This is a genomic window from Cupriavidus sp. WS (genome assembly GCF_000395345.1).
In the GTDB taxonomy this organism is placed as follows: Bacteria; Pseudomonadota; Gammaproteobacteria; order Burkholderiales; family Burkholderiaceae; genus Cupriavidus; species Cupriavidus basilensis_B.
The window spans coordinates 17,657-33,227 of record NZ_AQPL01000011.1 but is presented as its reverse complement, the minus strand read 5'-3'; the positions used below and the strand labels follow the sequence as shown (position 1 = coordinate 33,227).

Sequence of the window (15,571 nt, the reverse complement as noted above, 5' to 3'; positions counted from 1 at the left end):
CCATGAGCAATGCAAACGTCAAGAACGCGGACGGCAAGGGCGCCGTGGCCGGCGGCGCGGACAAGGTGGACAGGGCGCACAAGGCGCACAAGGCGCACAAGCCGGGCAGCGCGGCGGGCCGCAACCGCCTCTGCCTGCTGGCCTTCGCCGTGGTGCTGGCGCTGCTGCCGGTGCTGCCCACGCCGGAGTTCTGGATCACGCTGGGCAACTACATCGGCCTGTACGGCATCGTCGCCATCGGGCTGGTGCTGCTCACCGGCGTGGGCGGCATGACCTCGTTCGGCCAGGCCGCGTTCGTCGGGCTGGGCGCCTACAGCACGGCGTACCTCACCACGCGGTTCGGGCTGTCGCCGTGGTTCGGCCTGCTGGTGGGGCTGGTCATCACGATGGCCTCGGCCTACGTGATCGGGCTCATCACCATGCGCATGTCCGGGCACTACCTGCCGCTGGCCACCATCGCGTGGGGCCTGTCGCTGTTCTTCCTGTTCGGCAACCTGGAGTTCCTCGGCAAGTACGACGGCCTCAACGGCATTCCGGTGCTGCGCGTGCTCGGCATCGAGCTGGCTTCCGGGCGCGCGATGTTCTACCTGATCTGGGCCGTGGTGCTGCTGGCGGCCATCGCCATGGACAACCTGCTCGACTCGCGCCCGGGCCGCGCCATCCGCGCGCTCAAGGGCGGCGGCACGATGGCCGAGGCGATGGGCGTGAACACGGCGTGGATGAAGGTGGTGGTGTTCGTGGTGGCGGCGGTGCTGGCCTGCATCTCGGGCTTTCTCTACGCGCACCTGCAGCGCGCGGTGAACCCGACGCCGTTCGGCCTGAACTACGGCATCGAGTACCTGTTCATGGCGGTGGTGGGCGGCGTCGGGCATGTGTGGGGCGCGGTGCTCGGCGCCGGCATCCTCACCATCCTCAAGGACGTGCTGCAGGGCGTGCTGCCGAAGCTGCTCGGCGCCAACGGCAACTTCGAGACCATCGTGTTCGGCGTGCTGATGGTGCTGCTGCTGCAGCATGCGCGCGACGGCATCTGGCCGTTCGTCCGCAAGCTGTTCCCGGGCGGCCCGCCGGCGCTCGCGCCACGGCACGCCGAGCCGCTGCCGCAGCGCGAGAAGCCGCGGGCCGGCGAGCTGATCCTCGACGTGCGCGCCGCGCGCAAGGAGTTCGGCGGGCTGGTGGCGGTCAACGATGTCAGCTTCCAGGTGCATGCCGGCGAGATCGTCGGGCTGATCGGCCCCAACGGCGCGGGCAAGTCCACTACCTTCAATCTCGTCACCGGCGTGCTGCCGGTCACGCGCGGCGAGGTGCGCTACCGCGGCGAGCCGGTCTCGGGGCTGCCGTCGCGCGAGATCGTCAAGCGCGGCATCGGCCGCACCTTCCAGCACGTGCATCTGCTGCCGGCCATGACGGTGCTCGAGAACGTGGCGATCGGCGCGCACCTGCGCGGCGACTTCGCGGCGCAGGGCGGCGTGGCCGCGGCGATCCTGCGCATGAACCGGGCCGAGGAAGGCAAGCTGCTGTTCGAGGCCGCGCGCCAGCTCGAGCGCGTGGGCCTGGCCGACTGCATGTACATGGAAGCGGGCAGCCTCGCGCTGGGCCAGCAGCGCATCCTGGAGATCGCGCGCGCGTTGTGCTGCGACCCCGCGCTGCTGCTGCTCGACGAACCCGCGGCGGGCCTGCGCTACAAGGAAAAGCAGGCGCTGGCCGAACTGCTCGGGAAGCTCAAGGGCGAAGGCATGAGCGTGCTGCTGGTCGAGCACGACATGGACTTCGTCATGAACCTCACCGACCGCCTGGTGGTGATGGAGTTCGGCACGCGCATCGCGGAAGGCGTGCCGGAGGACGTGCAGAAGAACCCGGCGGTGCTGGAAGCCTATCTTGGCGGCGTGGAGTAAGGAGACAGCCATGAGCCTCGTCCTCGAAGTGAAGGACCTCCACGTGCGCTACGGCAAGGTCGAAGCCGTGCATGGCGCCAGCCTCAAGGTGGAGGCCGGCCGGATCGTCACCGTGATCGGTCCCAACGGCGCCGGCAAGTCCACCATGCTCAACGCCATCATGGGCGCGCTGCCGGCCGGCGGCTCGGCGTCGGGCACGGTCAGCTACCTCGGCCACGACATGGCCGGCCTGCCGGTGGAGGGGAGAGTCGCGCGCGGCATGTGCCTGGTGCCCGAGAAGCGCGAACTGTTCGCCTCGATGAGCGTGGCCGACAACCTCGTGCTCGGCGCCTACCGCCGCAAGCGCGCCGGCGAGAAGCACTTCCTCGACCAGATGGAGGTGGTCTACGGCCTGTTCCCTCGCCTCAAGGAGCGCGCCCGCCAGGACGCCGGCACGCTCTCCGGCGGCGAGCGCCAGATGCTGGCGGTCGGCCGCGCGCTGATGGCCAAGCCGCAACTGCTGATGCTGGACGAACCCAGCCTCGGCCTCGCGCCGCTGATCGTGAAGGAGATCTTCCACATCATCAGCGACCTGCGCCGGACTGGCGTGGCCACGCTGCTGATCGAGCAGAACGCGCGCGCCGCACTGCAGGTGGCCGACTACGGCTACGTGATCGAGACCGGCGACATGGCGATGGAAGGGCCGGCGGCGGAACTGGCGGCGAATCCCAAGGTGATCGAGACGTATTTGGGGTTGGTGAGGAAGGCGGCTTGAGGGTGGAGAGCACTTCGATATGCCGGACGAATAAGTGCGGTCGCCATCGTTCTCGCCGCATACATCCGCTGAATGATGGCCTCATCGCCGTTCAGCAGACCGCCCCGCCCATGCTCTTGCCCGAGGTCAGATCGAAGCCGAAGTGGCAGAAGTACTGGCCCTCGCGGTTTCGCAGGCAGGCGAACCTGCCATCGTCCAGATAGCGGCTTCTCGTGGCGGCGTCGGTGATGCAGGCGTCGCGCCGGTCGGGACCGATGGCATCGAAGATGTCCCGCGCGGCCTTGCCCGATACCTCGAAGGCGATTTTCCTGTCGCCACGGGCAGGGGCGATGGTGTCGCCGAGATGACCGCCATAGATGGAGTACAGGACCCTGGCCGCGCGATATTCATTGAGCCATTCCGCGCCTGCCGCCGCGCCGCAGATGAGGAGGCCAGCTAGCAACAAGGCTCTCTTTTTCGCATCTCTTTTCCGTGCTGCCTCATTCCCGGAGTCCGGATTCAACATTGCCTGCCTCGGATCGCTGTGGTGAAAACCACGATGATGTGATCGCGGGCGGATCATGCGCAAACATGGCGCTGGCCGCTGTTTATGCATGAGTTGGATGTGGAGGTGATTGCCGGGCCGGCGTCTTGGCGGGTTGGTGGCTGGTTTTATTTTTACGATGAATATAACTCTGTTTGGTGTGACGATAATATCTATCTCTGGAATGATTGGCGTCATGGTGATTTGCATGTATCCACAGCATGGATAAATTGGATAATTCTTAGGATGGTTCTATTTATCCAGCCGATTTTTCCACGCCAACCACATCCAGATCCTGCGCCGCCGTTTCCAGCAGCTATGCCCGACGCAGGACGCAGCGCAAATGCCGGATGGGTGCGCCGCTCACGCGGTATGTACGGGAGATCGCCGCGCGGGGTGGATCGGCAGGTCGAGCGGCACCACCAAGCGGTCGGCGGTGATCTCGTTGCGTACCCGGCAGCGCCGTGGCACGGCTACGTCCATGTCGGACTCGAAGCGCCTGCATCAAGATCGAGATCTGGCCGAAGCCGGTGGTGATTGCGGGCGCAGCACTGGGTACGCCTGCCGTCCACAGCCAGTGCTGCCCGTTGGTGGACGCGGAGGTGTAGAACCGCAGTGGTTCGGCCGTTGGTTCTCGCGGTGCGGTTCGTGGCGGCGTTCGGCGGGTGCAAGGCGTGGCAGCCGATCGTGATGAATAACAAGGGAGACGCGGGCGGCTCGGCGGGCATGGAGTCCGTTGCGCGAGCAGTGCCGGACAGTCACACCATCGGCATGGATCGACCTGCTGCGTGGGTCGTACAAGAGTGCCGGGTTGGCACTCAATCAACGATGCGGCGGCAGGGCAGGGGACAACCTTTCGTCTGCGCTGCCTTGCGTGAAATCCGTTCGCCTGCTCGCGCTGGCGGTGCTGGGTACGAGTTGCCCGAGTTGCTTGAGGCATAGGCAACGATTTCGAGACATCCCGGCATCGCCGGCGTTCCCCCTTTCCGGGCTGTGGTAGCGGCGTTGCCGCTGGTATGCGAATCGCCGCATGGCGGCACGCGATATCCGGTCGACCTCCGCGCTGCGCTGTCCGGGCCGAGGCTGCGCGGCGGCGAGGATAACCAGGCGAGATGCTGTGGGATGCTGTGCCTCCGGCCGGCGGCACGCTGGGCGCCGGGTCTATATCGACTCGGACCGCTTGCCCGACGACCTCGATGCGGCCACGCCGCTCCATGATCGCAAGCCCTCGCTGCAAGAGGTACGCAACCGGATCGACAGCGACTACCGCCCGGTCGGCCACGGTGAAGGTAACGCATGCCCACGCCTGGGGGCGATTTGGCGCGGGAGCCCCTACATTCGATGCCGAACGATGCCTACGAGCGCCTCCAGATTCGAGCGGCAGGCCACTGGCTGACGTCCTGCTCGGCAACAGTGAAGACATCACCTGCGAGTCGACCGTCGTGGCGCTAGTGGCGGGCGAACTGCGGGCGATGGGCTACACGGTGGCCCGCAATGATCCATGCAAGGGCGTGCGACTGATCGCGCGAATCGGGCAGCCGGTCGTGCATCGCCACAGTCTGCGGATCGAGATCCGACGTCCGCTGTACATGGAAGCGGCGACGTGCGAACGCAATGCCGGGTTCGGCCGGCGGCAAGCCAACTTTGGCAAGCGGGTCGAGCGGGATTGCCGCGTATCTGCGGGAGCAGGGGGGCGGTGACATTAACCGGCAAAGCTGGAAAACGGAAAGCCGCGTCATGCACCCAACGCCGCACCCAACGCTTTTGTTTCACGTGGAACACAGCCAAGTTGTCGAAACAGCATGTTTCACGTGAAACATGCCGCTGCGCAAAAAAGCAGCAGCGATTGCCGCTATAATTCGGCATCCCGAATGATTCCCGCCAGCCTCCCGGAGGAGGTTCGTCCATGCTTTACCCAAAAGAATTCGATGTCATTGTCGTCGGTGGTGGCCACGCCGGCACTGAAGCTGCACTCGCCGCTGCGCGCATGGGCTGTCAGACGCTGCTGCTGAGCCACAACATCGAGACGCTTGGCCAGATGAGCTGCAATCCGTCCATCGGCGGCATCGGCAAGGGCCATCTCGTCAAAGAGGTGGATGCGATGGGTGGTGCGATGGCGGCGGCCACGGACGAATCTGGTATCCAGTTCCGCATCCTCAATTCGAGCAAGGGGCCGGCCGTGCGCGCCACGCGCGCGCAGGCGGACCGCGTGCTGTACCGCAAGGCCATCCGTACGCGGCTCGAGAACCAGCCGAACCTGATGCTGTTCCAGCAGGCGGTGGACGACCTGATGGTGGAGGGCGACCGCGTGGTCGGTGCCGTTACCCAGGTCGGCATCGCGTTCCGCGCGCGCGCGGTGGTGCTGACCGCCGGTACGTTCCTGGATGGCAAGATCCACGTAGGGCTGGACAACTACACCGGTGGCCGCGCCGGCGATCCGGCTTCGGTCTCGCTGTCGGCGCGCCTGAAGGAACTGAAGCTGCCGCAGGGCCGCCTCAAGACCGGTACGCCGCCGCGCATCGACGGCCGCACCATCGACTTCTCGGTGATGGAGGAACAGCCGGGCGACCTGGACCCGGTGCCGGTGTTCTCGTTCCTCGGCCGCGCCGAGCAGCACCCGCAGCAACTGCCGTGCTGGATCACCCATACCAATACGCGCACGCATGACATCATCCGCGGCGGGCTCGACCGCTCGCCGATGTACACCGGCGTGATCGAGGGAGTGGGGCCGCGCTACTGCCCGAGCATCGAGGACAAGATCCATCGCTTTGCCAGCAAGGACAGCCACCAGATCTTCCTCGAACCCGAAGGGCTGACCACCAACGAGTTCTATCCCAACGGCATCTCGACCAGCCTGCCGTTCGACGTGCAGCTCGCGCTCGTGCATTCGATCCGCGGCATGGAGAACGCGCACATCCTGCGCCCCGGCTACGCCATCGAGTACGACTACTTCGATCCGCGCGCGCTGAAGGCCTCGCTGGAGTCCAAGGCGATCCAGGGTCTGTTCTTCGCGGGCCAGATCAACGGCACCACGGGCTACGAGGAGGCGGCGGCCCAGGGCCTGCTGGCCGGCATCAACGCCGGCTGCTTCGTGCGCGAGCGCGATGCCTGGACACCGCGCCGGGACCAGGCCTATCTTGGGGTTCTGGTCGATGACCTGATCACCCGCGGGGTGTCGGAACCGTACCGGATGTTCACCAGCCGCGCGGAATTCCGTTTGAGCCTGCGCGAAGATAATGCCGATATGCGCTTGACCGAGGTCGGCCGCGAGCTTGGCGTGGTGGACGATGTGCGCTGGGATGCATTCAATCGCAAGCGCGACGCGGTTTCACGTGAAACAGAGCGTCTGAAGAGCACCTGGGTCAATCCGGCGCTGCTGCCGGAGGCCGACGCCGTGCCGCTGCTGGGCAAGGCCATCGAGCGCGAGTACAACCTCGCCGACCTGCTGCGCCGCCCGGCGGTCGCCTACGACGCGCTGATGGCGCTCCAGGGCGGCAAGTACGCGCCCGCGCAGCCGCTCGACGCGGATCCGCTGCTGGCCGCGCAGATCCGCGAGCAGATCGAGATCGGCATCAAGTACCACGGTTATATCGCGCGCCAGGCCGCCGAGGTCGACAAGCTGGAAGCGAACGAGACCACGCGCCTGCCCGAGGGTTTCGACTACACCGAAGTGCGCGGCCTCGGTTTCGAGGTCAGCCAGAAGCTGAACCAGCATCGCCCGGAAACGCTCGGACAGGCCTCGCGCATTTCGGGCGTGACGCCGGCCGCGATCTCGCTGCTGCTGGTGCACCTGAAGAAGAAGGGCATGGGCCGCGCCAAGCCCGGCACCACGCAAGAGGCGGCCTGAGTGCGGGGCCAACGCTACCCCGCGGTGGACGACGCCGACCAGCGCCGCCGGCTGGAAGCCGGTCTGTCCGCCATCGGCCTCGCGCTGACGGCGGCGCAGATCGACCAGCTTTTCGCCTACCTGGCGCTGCTGCGCAAGTGGAACGCCATCTACAACCTGACCGCCATCCGTCATCCCGACGAGATGCTGACGCACCATCTGCTCGATTCGCTGGCCGCCGTCCCGGCGCTGGCCGAGGCGGCGCGCAGCGCGGCGGTGGAAGAGGGCGCGCGCGGCCGGGTGCTCGACGTGGGCTCGGGCGGCGGCATGCCCGGCCTGCCGCTGGCGATCGCGTGCCCGGACCTGTCGGTGCTGATGGTCGACATCGTGCAGAAGAAGACCGCGTTCCTGACGCAGTGCCGCGCGCAACTCGGCTTGTCCAATGCCGCCGCCCACTGGGGTCCGGTGGAGAAGCTCGAAGACGACAAGGGCTACGCGGTCATCACCTCGCGCGCGTTCGCCGAGCTGAGCGATTTCGTCTCGCTCGCCGGCCACCTGCTCGCGCCGCGCGGCAAGCTGATCGCGATGAAGGGCGTGTATCCGCAGCCCGAGCTCGACCGCATGGAAGCGGCCGGCCTGATGGCCGCATGGCAGGTCGAGGCGGTGCCGCGCCTGACCGTGCCCGAACTGGACGCAGAACGTCACCTGGTGGTGCTGTCGCGCCGCTGACCCGGCCGGTGGTTGTCGCCGGTGTCCACCCCGGCAGGTTGAAATCAAGCAGGAGCAGCTAAGAGCTTATGGCCAAGGTATTCGTGATCGCCAACCAGAAGGGCGGCGTCGGCAAGACCACCACCACGGTGAACCTCGCCGCCGGACTGGCGGCGCAGGCGCAGCGCGTGCTGCTGATCGACCTCGATCCGCAGGGCAATGCCTCGATGGGCTCCGGCATCGACAAGCAGTCGCTCGAGCACAGCGTCTACCAGGTGCTGGTCGGCCTGTCGACGATCGCGCAGGCGCGCCAGCATTCCGAGTCGGGCAAGTACGATGTGCTGCCCGCTAACCGCGAACTGGCCGGCGCCGAGGTGGAGCTGGTCGAGCTCGACCAGCGCGAGCGCCGCCTGAAGAACGCCATCGCCGAGGTCGACGGCGAATACGATTTCGTGCTGATCGACTGCCCGCCGTCGCTGTCGCTGCTGACGCTCAACGGCCTGTGCGCCGCCAACGGCGTGATCGTGCCGATGCAGTGCGAGTACTTCGCGCTGGAAGGGTTGTCCGACCTCGTCAACACGATCAAGCAGGTGCACGCCAACCTCAACCGCGACCTGAAGGTGATCGGCCTGCTGCGTGTGATGTTTGATCCACGTGTGACCTTGCAGCAGCAGGTCTCGGCGCAGCTCGAATCGCACTTCGGCGAGAAGGTCTTCAAGACCGTGATCCCGCGCAATGTGCGGCTGGCGGAAGCGCCTTCCTATGGCGTGCCGGGCGTGGCCTTCGATCCGTCCTCCAAGGGGGCGCGCGCCTACCTGGACTTCGGCGCGGAAATGATCGCGCGGGTCAAGCTGCTCGACTGAGCGCCGCCCGCCACGCTACGCCGCGCCGCGTGCGTGGGAAGGATGCCGGGAGCCGGCAGGCAGCAACCGGCGGCGACGAGCCGCCACCAAGTCAGGATAACGAGATGAGCACCGCAAAGAAGAAAGGCCTGGGCCGCGGACTGGAAGCCTTGCTGGGCAGTCCGGCGGAGATCGTCGATGCCGTGAAGCAGGAGGGCGCGCCGTCGGTGCTGCGCCTGGACCAGTTGCAGCCCGGCAAGTACCAGCCGCGCACGCGCATGGACGAGGGCGCGCTGCAGGAGCTGGCCGCGAGCATCCGCGCGCAGGGCCTGATGCAGCCGATCCTGGTGCGCCGCGTGGCGGAACCGGGCCGCTACGAGATCATCGCCGGCGAGCGGCGCTTCCGCGCCTCGCGCATCGCCGGGCTCGAAGAAGTGCCGGTGCTGGTCAAGGACGTGGCGGACGACGCCGCGGCCGCGATGGCGCTGATCGAGAACATCCAGCGCGAGGACCTCAATCCGCTCGAGGAGGCGCAGGGCATCATGCGCCTGGTGCGCGAGTTCGATTTCACGCACGAGCAGGCGGCCGAGTCGGTGGGGCGCTCGCGCAGCGCGGTGTCCAACCTGCTGCGCCTGCTCAACCTGGCCCAGCCGGTGCAGACCATGCTGATGGCCGGCGATCTCGACATGGGGCACGCGCGCGCGCTGCTCGCCGTGGACGGCGCCAACCAGATCACGCTGGCCAACCAGATCGTCAACAAGCGCCTGTCGGTGCGCGAAACCGAGAAACTGGTCGCATCCACGCTCAAGCCCCACGATCTGCGCTCGGTGCGCCAGAACGGCGCCGCGCCGGCGCGCGACGTGGCCCGGCTCGAAGAGGAACTGTCGGACGCGCTCGGCCTGCCGGTGCAGATCAAGCTCGGCGTGCGCGGCAAGGGCCAGCTCACCATCCACTTCACCAGCAACGACGCGCTCGACGGCGTGCTCACGCGGCTGCGCGAGCAGGGCGAGAGCCAGCCGACGACCTGAGCCGGCCTGAGTTGGCCTGAGCGGCCATCGCCGCGTTTTCCCGAAAATAGTGCGCGATTAGCGCACGCGACCACGGCCGCGGCGCGGCGCGCGCGGCCGCGCGGCGATGCTGCGTAAGGTTTGCGCAAGCGCGATAAACGATGATGATGCGCCGCCCGCGCCGATCGCCTCAATTACCTGCCGCGTCATTGGCTGGCGCTGGCCGCGCGGCCAGTATCGGCATGTGGGCGCGAGGTTGCGCACCGTTGCAAGGAGTCTGTAAGCAGATTGACTCGGATGGTGCATTCCTCGTAAAATCGTGCGGTTTGAAATCTGGCCGGTTCGGAAAAGTTCCGGATGGAGTCAACAACCAGCAGAGGCAATAAGCAGGTGGTTTCAGATCGTCGAGATGCCCGTCAGGAAAAGGACGGGCAGCCGCGCAATGCCTGGGATGACGAGGCGCAGCGCGAAGAAGAGGCGGTCGAACCGCTGTCACGCGCGGACGCGGAAACGCTGTTCGGCGCGCGCGCGCTGCGCCCTTCGCGCATGACGCCGGGCAGGGTCGTGCTGGCGCAGGTGGCGGTGACGATTTTGTCGGCCCTTGCCTGGCGACTGTTTGCCGGCGGCAATGCCGCGGCGGCAGGCTGGTCCGCGCTGTTTGGCGGCGTCGTGTGTTTCGTGCCGAGCGGCTTCTTCGCGCTGCGCCTGTGGATGTCGCGCGAGCGCACCTCGGTCGGCGGGCTGGTCGTCGGCGAGGCCATCAAGGTGTTTGCCACCGTCGCCCTGTTCGTGCTGGTGGTGGTGCTGTATCGCGAGTTGCGCTGGGTGCCGATGCTGGTCACGTTTCTGCTGACGCTCAAGGCCTACTGGGTGGCGCTGGCGATTCGCTGAGGCGCGCAGGCGCCGCGGGCCAGTCCGCGGGAGCGGCGAGGCGGCGTGGCGCGGAGGTTCGCAGGTAGTGCATTCCATCGAGGTGGGGCACGAAAACGGAATATCAAGAGTGTTTTGGCGTGGCGCGTCACAGCGGTGAAGCGCGGCGCAGATAAGGTTAAGGCGTCCTTGCCCGCGGTGACCAGCGACTCACGCTGAAGGCGGTGCAAGAAGCGTACCGGCAGCATGCCGGCAACTGGTTTCGCAATATTACGGTTCGTTTCGACATGTCAGCTGCTCAAGGCGCCGAACAGGCGCTCACTCCCTCCGGCTATATCGCCGAACACTTGCAGAACTTGAATTCCGTCGGCGGCAAGCAAGCCTCGGTGGTCGACTTCAGCGTGCTCAACTACGACACCGTGTTCTGGGCGGTGCTGTGCGGCCTGATCGCCGTGGTGTTCCTGTACGCCGCCGCGCGCCGCGTCACCGCCGGCGTGCCGGGCCGCTTCCAGGCCTTCGTCGAGATGATCGTCGAGATGGTCGACGACCAGGCCAAGGGCATCATCCACGGCGACCGCTCCTTCATCGCGCCGCTGGCGCTGATGGTGTTCTGCTGGATCACCGTGATGAACGCGGTCGACCTGATCCCGGTCGACTGGGTCACCGGCCTGAACCAGTTCCTGGGCATCTTCCACATCCACCTGCCGCACCACCGCGCCGTCGCCACGGCCGACCTGAACGGCACGCTGGGCATGTCGTGCTCGGTGCTGGTGCTGATGATCTACTACAGCTTCAAGATCAAGGGCGTCGGCGGCTTCGCGCACGAACTGCTCTCGGCCCCGTTCGGCGCCAAGTGGTACTTGGCCCCGTTCAACCTGATCCTGAACGTCATCGAATTCCTGGCCAAGGCCGTTTCGCTCGGCATGCGGCTGTTCGGCAACATGTACGCCGGCGAGCTCGTGTTCCTGCTGATCGCGCTGCTGGGCTCCATCTGGACGTTCGGCGCGGACCTGTCCGCGCTGGGCTTCGTCGGTCACGTGCTGGCCGGTGCCGTCTGGGCGATCTTCCACATCCTGATCGTCCTGCTGCAGGCCTTCATTTTCATGATGCTGACGCTGGTGTACATCGGCCAGGCACACGACCACCACTGATTTTCCGGTTTTTTGGTTTTTGGTTTTTTGGTTCTAAGTCTCTTCTCAATTTAAGGAGTCGTCATGCAAGCATATCTCGCCAACATCCAGGGTCTGACCGCCATCGGTATCGGCATCATCATCGGTCTGGGCGCAATCGGCGCCTGCCTGGGTATCGCCCTGATGGGCGGCAAGTACATCGAGGCATGCGCACGTCAGCCCGAGCTGATGAACCCGCTGCAAACCAAGATGTTCCTGCTGGCTGGCCTGATCGACGCGGCATTCCTGATCGGCGTGGGCGTTGCAATGCTGTTCGCATTCGCCAACCCGCTGCTGGCTGTCATCAAGTAATTTCTTTTCGGTCTGCATGATGCTGACGGGCGGCGCGGGCCACTTAGCCTGGCCGCCCTTGCGCATTTATCTGTAGTTTGATTACCGAAAGGAACACACCATGAATCTGAACGCAACGTTTCTTGCGCAGATGGTCGTGTTCTTCATCCTGTGGTGGGTTGTTGCCAAATTCATTTGGCCGCCGCTGGTGAAGGCGCTCGACGAACGCGCAAAGAAGATCGCCGATGGCCTCGCCGCTGCCGAAAAGGGCAAGGCTGAGCTCGAACTGGCCAACAAGCGCGTGGACCAGGCCCTGGCCGAAGCCCGCACCGAAGGCGCGCAGCGCGTCGCCGACGCCGAAAAGCGCGCCCAGCTGACGGCCGACGAGATCAAGCACAACGCCCAGGCGGAAGCCGCACGCATCATCGCCCAGGCCAAGGCCGAAGCCGAACAGCAGGTCACCCGCGCGCGCGAGCAGCTGCGCGACCAGGTTGCCGTGCTGGCCGTCAAGGGTGCCGAGCAGATCCTCAAGCGCGAAGTGAACGCGCAGGTCCACGCCGACCTGCTCAATCAACTCAAGGCTGAGCTCTAATCATGGCTGAAACCGCAACCATTGCCCGTCCCTACGCCGAGGCGCTGTTCCGCGTCGCGACCGAGTCGAGCGGCAATCTGGATGCATGGTCCGAGCTGGTGTCGGAGATGGGGCAGGTTGCCGCCAATCCCGACATGAAGGCGGTGGCTGGCGATCCGAACGTGCCCGGCGACAAGCTGGCCGCACTGTTCCTGTCGGCCCTGAAGTCTCCGGTCAACGACGAGGCCAAGCGCTTCGTCGGCCTGCTGGTGGAAAACCACCGCCTGGCAGTCCTGCCGGAGATCGCCGAGCAGTTCCATGCGCTCAAGAACGCCCGCGAAGGGTCGGCCGATGTCGAGATCACGAGTGCCTTCCCGATCGAAGGCGCGACCCTGACCGACCTCGTCGGCGCGCTCGAACGCAAGTTCGGCCGCAAGCTGCAGCCCACGGTTGCGGTAGACCCGTCGCTGATCGGCGGCGTGCGCGTCAAGGTTGGCGACGAAGTCCTCGACACCTCCGTGCGTGCCCGCCTGGCTGCGATGCAAGTCGCGCTGACCGCCTGAGGCGCGCAAGCGCCCAGCGGCCGACGGATTGAAGAATTAGGAGCATTGTGATGCAACTGAACCCCTCAGAAATCAGCGAGCTGATCAAGTCCCGCATCTCGGGTCTTGGCGCCGACGCTGAAGTGCGCAACACCGGCACGGTGATTTCCGTGACCGATGGTATCTGCCGCGTGCACGGCCTGTCCGGCGTGATGCAGGGCGAGATGCTGGAATTCCCCGGCAACACCTTCGGCCTCGCGCTGAACCTCGAGCGCGACTCCGTCGGCGCCGTGGTGCTGGGCGACTACGAACACATTTCGGAAGGCGACCCGGTCAAGTGCACCGGCCGCATTCTGGAAGTGCCGGTCGGCCGCGAACTGCTCGGCCGCGTGGTCAACACGCTCGGCCAGCCGATCGACGGCAAGGGCCCGATCAACGCCAAGGAAACGGACGTGATCGAGAAGGTCGCCCCTGGCGTGATCGCGCGCCAGTCGGTGAGCCAGCCGGTGCAGACCGGCCTGAAGTCGATCGACGCGATGGTGCCGATCGGCCGCGGCCAGCGCGAGCTGATCATCGGCGACCGCCAGACCGGCAAGACCGCCGTGGCCGTCGACGCCATCATCAACCAGAAGGGCAAGGGCGTCTTCTGCGTGTACGTGGCGATCGGCCAGAAGGCTTCGACGATCAACAACGTGGTGCGCAAGCTCGAGGAACTGGGCGCGATGGAATACACCATCGTGGTCGCCGCCTCGGCTTCGGATTCGGCCGCCATGCAGTACCTGGCCGCCTACGCCGGCTGCACGATGGGCGAATACTTCCGCGACCGCGGCGAAGACGCGCTGATCGTCTATGACGACCTGACCAAGCAGGCCTGGGCCTACCGCCAGGTGTCGCTGCTGCTGCGCCGCCCGCCGGGCCGCGAAGCCTACCCCGGCGACGTGTTCTACCTGCACTCGCGCCTGCTCGAGCGCGCCGCCCGCGTGAACGCCGACTACGTCGAGAAGTTCACCAAGGGCGCAGTGACCGGCAAGACCGGCTCGCTGACCGCGCTGCCCGTGATCGAAACGCAGGCCGGCGACGTGTCCGCGTTCGTGCCGACCAACGTGATCTCGATCACCGACGGCCAGATCTTCCTGGAAACCGACCTGTTCAACGCCGGTATCCGTCCCGCCATCAACGCCGGTATCTCGGTGTCGCGCGTCGGCGGTGCCGCCCAGACCAAGGTCGTCAAGAAGCTGTCCGGCGGTATCCGTACCGACCTGGCCCAGTACCGTGAGCTGGCCGCGTTCGCGCAGTTCGCCTCCGACCTGGACGACGCCACCCGCAAGCAGCTCGAGCGCGGCCGCCGCGTGACCGAACTGCTCAAGCAGCCGCAGTACCTGCCGCTGCAGGTGTGGCAGCTGGCCGCGTCGCTGTACGCAGCCAACAACGGCTTCCTCGACAACGTGGACGTGAAGGACATTCTCCCCTTCGAGAAGGGCCTGCACGACCATCTGAAGACCAAGTACGCCGACCTCGTCAACCGCATCGAAGAGACCAAGGATCTGTCGAAGGAAGACGAAGCCGCGCTGCGTGCCGCGATCGAGGATTTCAAGAAGTCCGCCGCGTTCTAACCGCGTAATTCCACGAATCTGCGCCGGGCCGCCGTTGCCATGACGGCCCCGGCGCAGCACGAATGGAGAGGAAGATATGGCCGGAACGAAAGAAATTCGAACCAAGATCAAGAGCGTGCAGAACACGCGCAAGATCACCAAGGCGATGGAGATGGTCGCCGCGTCCAAGATGCGCAAGGCGCAGGAACGGATGCGCAATGCCCGTCCCTACGCCGAGAAGGTGCGCAACATCGCGGCGCACCTGGCTGCGGCCAATCCCGAGTTCAAGCACCCCTTCATGGTGGCGCGCGAAGTCAAGCGCGCCGGCCTGATCGTGGTGACGACCGACAAGGGCCTGTGCGGCGGCCTGAACACGAACGTGCTGCGCGCGGTGACCAACGAACTGCGCGAGCTGCAGGCGCGCGGCGTGACGGTGCAGAGCACCGCCATCGGTTCCAAGGGCATGCAGTTCCTGGGCCGCATCGGCGGCAAGGTGGTTTCGCACGTGGTGCACCTCGGTGACACCCCGCATCTGGAAAAACTGATCGGCGCGATCAAGGTCCAGCTCGACGCCTTCACCAATGGTGAAGTCGATGCCGTGTACCTGGCTTACACCAAGTTCATCAACACGATGAAACAGGAGCCGATGGTGGAGCAGCTGCTGCCGCTCCCCGCCGACAAGTTTGCCCAGACCGAAGATGAAAAGCGCGCCTACTCGTGGGATTACATCTACGAGCCCGACGCCCAGACCGTGGTGGAAGAATTGCTGGTCCGCTACGTCGAGGCGCTGGTGTACCAGGCCGTGGCCGAGAACATGGCGTCCGAGCAGTCGGCGCGCATGGTGGCCATGAAGGCGGCATCCGACAACGCCAAGAACGTGATCGGCGAACTGCAACTGGTCTACAACAAGACCCGTCAGGCAGCGATCACCAAGGAACTGTCGGAAATCGTCAGCGGTGCCGCTGCCGTCTAAGGCGTCAAGTA

The 15,571-nt window shown here is 65.8% G+C and carries 16 protein-coding genes; 15 read left to right on the top strand and 1 reads right to left on the bottom strand.

The features are described from left to right. The first annotated feature begins 2 nt into the window (after positions 1 to 2). On the top strand, positions 3 to 1,892 hold the full coding sequence (locus tag K206_RS37240) for an ATP-binding cassette domain-containing protein (protein ID WP_020200467.1): 1,890 nt from the start codon (positions 3 to 5) through the stop codon (positions 1,890 to 1,892). A 10-nt stretch (positions 1,893 to 1,902) separates the two neighbouring features. Continuing rightward, a complete protein-coding gene (locus K206_RS0100605; RefSeq protein WP_020200466.1) occupies positions 1,903 to 2,646 on the top strand; it encodes an ABC transporter ATP-binding protein in 744 nt (247 codons plus the stop codon). 91 nt (positions 2,647 to 2,737) lie between these two features. Here the strand turns inward: K206_RS0100605 and K206_RS42505 are convergent, their stop codons facing one another. Beyond that, positions 2,738 to 3,379: a hypothetical protein gene (locus K206_RS42505; RefSeq protein WP_155887894.1), complete on the bottom strand. Its 642-nt coding sequence runs from the start codon at positions 3,377 to 3,379 to the stop codon at positions 2,738 to 2,740. A 480-nt stretch (positions 3,380 to 3,859) separates the two neighbouring features. Here K206_RS42505 and K206_RS42500 point away from each other — a divergent pair, with 480 nt between their 5' ends. The 13 genes from K206_RS42500 (at position 3,860) to atpG (ending at position 15,560) form a co-directional block, all read left to right on the top strand. Continuing rightward, entirely contained in the window at positions 3,860 to 4,111 is a 252-nt protein-coding gene (locus K206_RS42500; protein ID WP_155887895.1) for a hypothetical protein, read from the top strand. A 170-nt stretch (positions 4,112 to 4,281) separates the two neighbouring features. Continuing rightward, the gene (locus tag K206_RS44195) at positions 4,282 to 4,869 is read left to right on the top strand and encodes an N-formylglutamate amidohydrolase (RefSeq protein ID WP_369796853.1); all 588 of its coding nucleotides are present in this window, start codon (positions 4,282 to 4,284) and stop codon (positions 4,867 to 4,869) included. 206 nt (positions 4,870 to 5,075) lie between these two features. Next, positions 5,076 to 7,016 carry a tRNA uridine-5-carboxymethylaminomethyl(34) synthesis enzyme MnmG gene (gene mnmG, locus K206_RS0100595; protein ID WP_029043062.1) on the top strand — a complete coding sequence of 647 codons (1,941 nt, stop codon included), beginning with the start codon at positions 5,076 to 5,078 and terminating at the stop codon, positions 7,014 to 7,016. Then, positions 7,017 to 7,724, top strand: coding sequence for a 16S rRNA (guanine(527)-N(7))-methyltransferase RsmG (rsmG, locus tag K206_RS0100590; protein ID WP_020200463.1), 708 nt, complete (start codon positions 7,017 to 7,019; stop codon positions 7,722 to 7,724). A 68-nt stretch (positions 7,725 to 7,792) separates the two neighbouring features. Then, positions 7,793 to 8,566, top strand: a complete 774-nt coding sequence (locus tag K206_RS0100585) for a ParA family protein (protein ID WP_020200462.1) — start codon at positions 7,793 to 7,795, stop codon at positions 8,564 to 8,566. A gap of 104 nt (positions 8,567 to 8,670) precedes the next feature. Continuing rightward, a complete protein-coding gene (locus K206_RS0100580) occupies positions 8,671 to 9,573 on the top strand; it encodes a ParB/RepB/Spo0J family partition protein (protein ID WP_020200461.1) in 903 nt (300 codons plus the stop codon). Between the two features lie 336 nt (positions 9,574 to 9,909). Next, positions 9,910 to 10,443 carry an ATP synthase subunit I gene (locus tag K206_RS0100575; RefSeq protein WP_043364951.1) on the top strand — a complete coding sequence of 178 codons (534 nt, stop codon included), beginning with the start codon at positions 9,910 to 9,912 and terminating at the stop codon, positions 10,441 to 10,443. A 266-nt stretch (positions 10,444 to 10,709) separates the two neighbouring features. Beyond that, positions 10,710 to 11,573 carry a F0F1 ATP synthase subunit A gene (atpB, locus tag K206_RS0100570; RefSeq protein WP_029043061.1) on the top strand — a complete coding sequence of 288 codons (864 nt, stop codon included), beginning with the start codon at positions 10,710 to 10,712 and terminating at the stop codon, positions 11,571 to 11,573. Positions 11,574 to 11,636: 63 nt separating this feature from the next. Further along, complete coding sequence (atpE, locus tag K206_RS0100565) at positions 11,637 to 11,903, top strand: F0F1 ATP synthase subunit C (protein WP_006157246.1); 267 nt, start codon at positions 11,637 to 11,639, stop codon at positions 11,901 to 11,903. A 100-nt stretch (positions 11,904 to 12,003) separates the two neighbouring features. Next, the gene (locus tag K206_RS0100560) at positions 12,004 to 12,474 is read left to right on the top strand and encodes a F0F1 ATP synthase subunit B (RefSeq protein ID WP_020200458.1); all 471 of its coding nucleotides are present in this window, start codon (positions 12,004 to 12,006) and stop codon (positions 12,472 to 12,474) included. A gap of 2 nt (positions 12,475 to 12,476) precedes the next feature. Beyond that, on the top strand, positions 12,477 to 13,016 hold the full coding sequence (locus tag K206_RS0100555) for a F0F1 ATP synthase subunit delta (protein WP_020200457.1): 540 nt from the start codon (positions 12,477 to 12,479) through the stop codon (positions 13,014 to 13,016). 50 nt (positions 13,017 to 13,066) lie between these two features. After that, positions 13,067 to 14,608, top strand: a complete 1,542-nt coding sequence (atpA, locus tag K206_RS0100550) for a F0F1 ATP synthase subunit alpha (protein WP_020200456.1) — start codon at positions 13,067 to 13,069, stop codon at positions 14,606 to 14,608. Between the two features lie 76 nt (positions 14,609 to 14,684). Continuing rightward, positions 14,685 to 15,560: a F0F1 ATP synthase subunit gamma gene (gene atpG, locus K206_RS0100545; RefSeq protein ID WP_020200455.1), complete on the top strand. Its 876-nt coding sequence runs from the start codon at positions 14,685 to 14,687 to the stop codon at positions 15,558 to 15,560. The last annotated feature ends 11 nt before the right edge of the window (positions 15,561 to 15,571 follow it).

Excerpts from the sequence above, each read along its gene's own strand:
- K206_RS37240 (WP_020200467.1), top strand. The coding sequence starts at position 3 with ATGAGCAATGCAAACGTCAAGAACGCGGACGGCAAGGGCGCCGTGGCC.
- K206_RS0100605 (WP_020200466.1), top strand. The coding sequence starts at position 1,903 with ATGAGCCTCGTCCTCGAAGTGAAGGACCTCCACGTGCGCTACGGCAAG.
- K206_RS42505 (WP_155887894.1), bottom strand. The coding sequence starts at position 3,379 with ATGCAAATCACCATGACGCCAATCATTCCAGAGATAGATATTATCGTC.
- K206_RS42500 (WP_155887895.1), top strand. The coding sequence starts at position 3,860 with ATGAATAACAAGGGAGACGCGGGCGGCTCGGCGGGCATGGAGTCCGTT.
- K206_RS44195 (WP_369796853.1), top strand. The coding sequence starts at position 4,282 with ATGCTGTGGGATGCTGTGCCTCCGGCCGGCGGCACGCTGGGCGCCGGG.
- mnmG (WP_029043062.1), top strand. The coding sequence starts at position 5,076 with ATGCTTTACCCAAAAGAATTCGATGTCATTGTCGTCGGTGGTGGCCAC.
- K206_RS0100585 (WP_020200462.1), top strand. The coding sequence starts at position 7,793 with ATGGCCAAGGTATTCGTGATCGCCAACCAGAAGGGCGGCGTCGGCAAG.
- K206_RS0100580 (WP_020200461.1), top strand. The coding sequence starts at position 8,671 with ATGAGCACCGCAAAGAAGAAAGGCCTGGGCCGCGGACTGGAAGCCTTG.
- K206_RS0100575 (WP_043364951.1), top strand. The coding sequence starts at position 9,910 with ATGGAGTCAACAACCAGCAGAGGCAATAAGCAGGTGGTTTCAGATCGT.
- atpB (WP_029043061.1), top strand. The coding sequence starts at position 10,710 with ATGTCAGCTGCTCAAGGCGCCGAACAGGCGCTCACTCCCTCCGGCTAT.
- atpE (WP_006157246.1), top strand. The coding sequence starts at position 11,637 with ATGCAAGCATATCTCGCCAACATCCAGGGTCTGACCGCCATCGGTATC.
- K206_RS0100560 (WP_020200458.1), top strand. The coding sequence starts at position 12,004 with ATGAATCTGAACGCAACGTTTCTTGCGCAGATGGTCGTGTTCTTCATC.
- K206_RS0100555 (WP_020200457.1), top strand. The coding sequence starts at position 12,477 with ATGGCTGAAACCGCAACCATTGCCCGTCCCTACGCCGAGGCGCTGTTC.
- atpA (WP_020200456.1), top strand. The coding sequence starts at position 13,067 with ATGCAACTGAACCCCTCAGAAATCAGCGAGCTGATCAAGTCCCGCATC.
- atpG (WP_020200455.1), top strand. The coding sequence starts at position 14,685 with ATGGCCGGAACGAAAGAAATTCGAACCAAGATCAAGAGCGTGCAGAAC.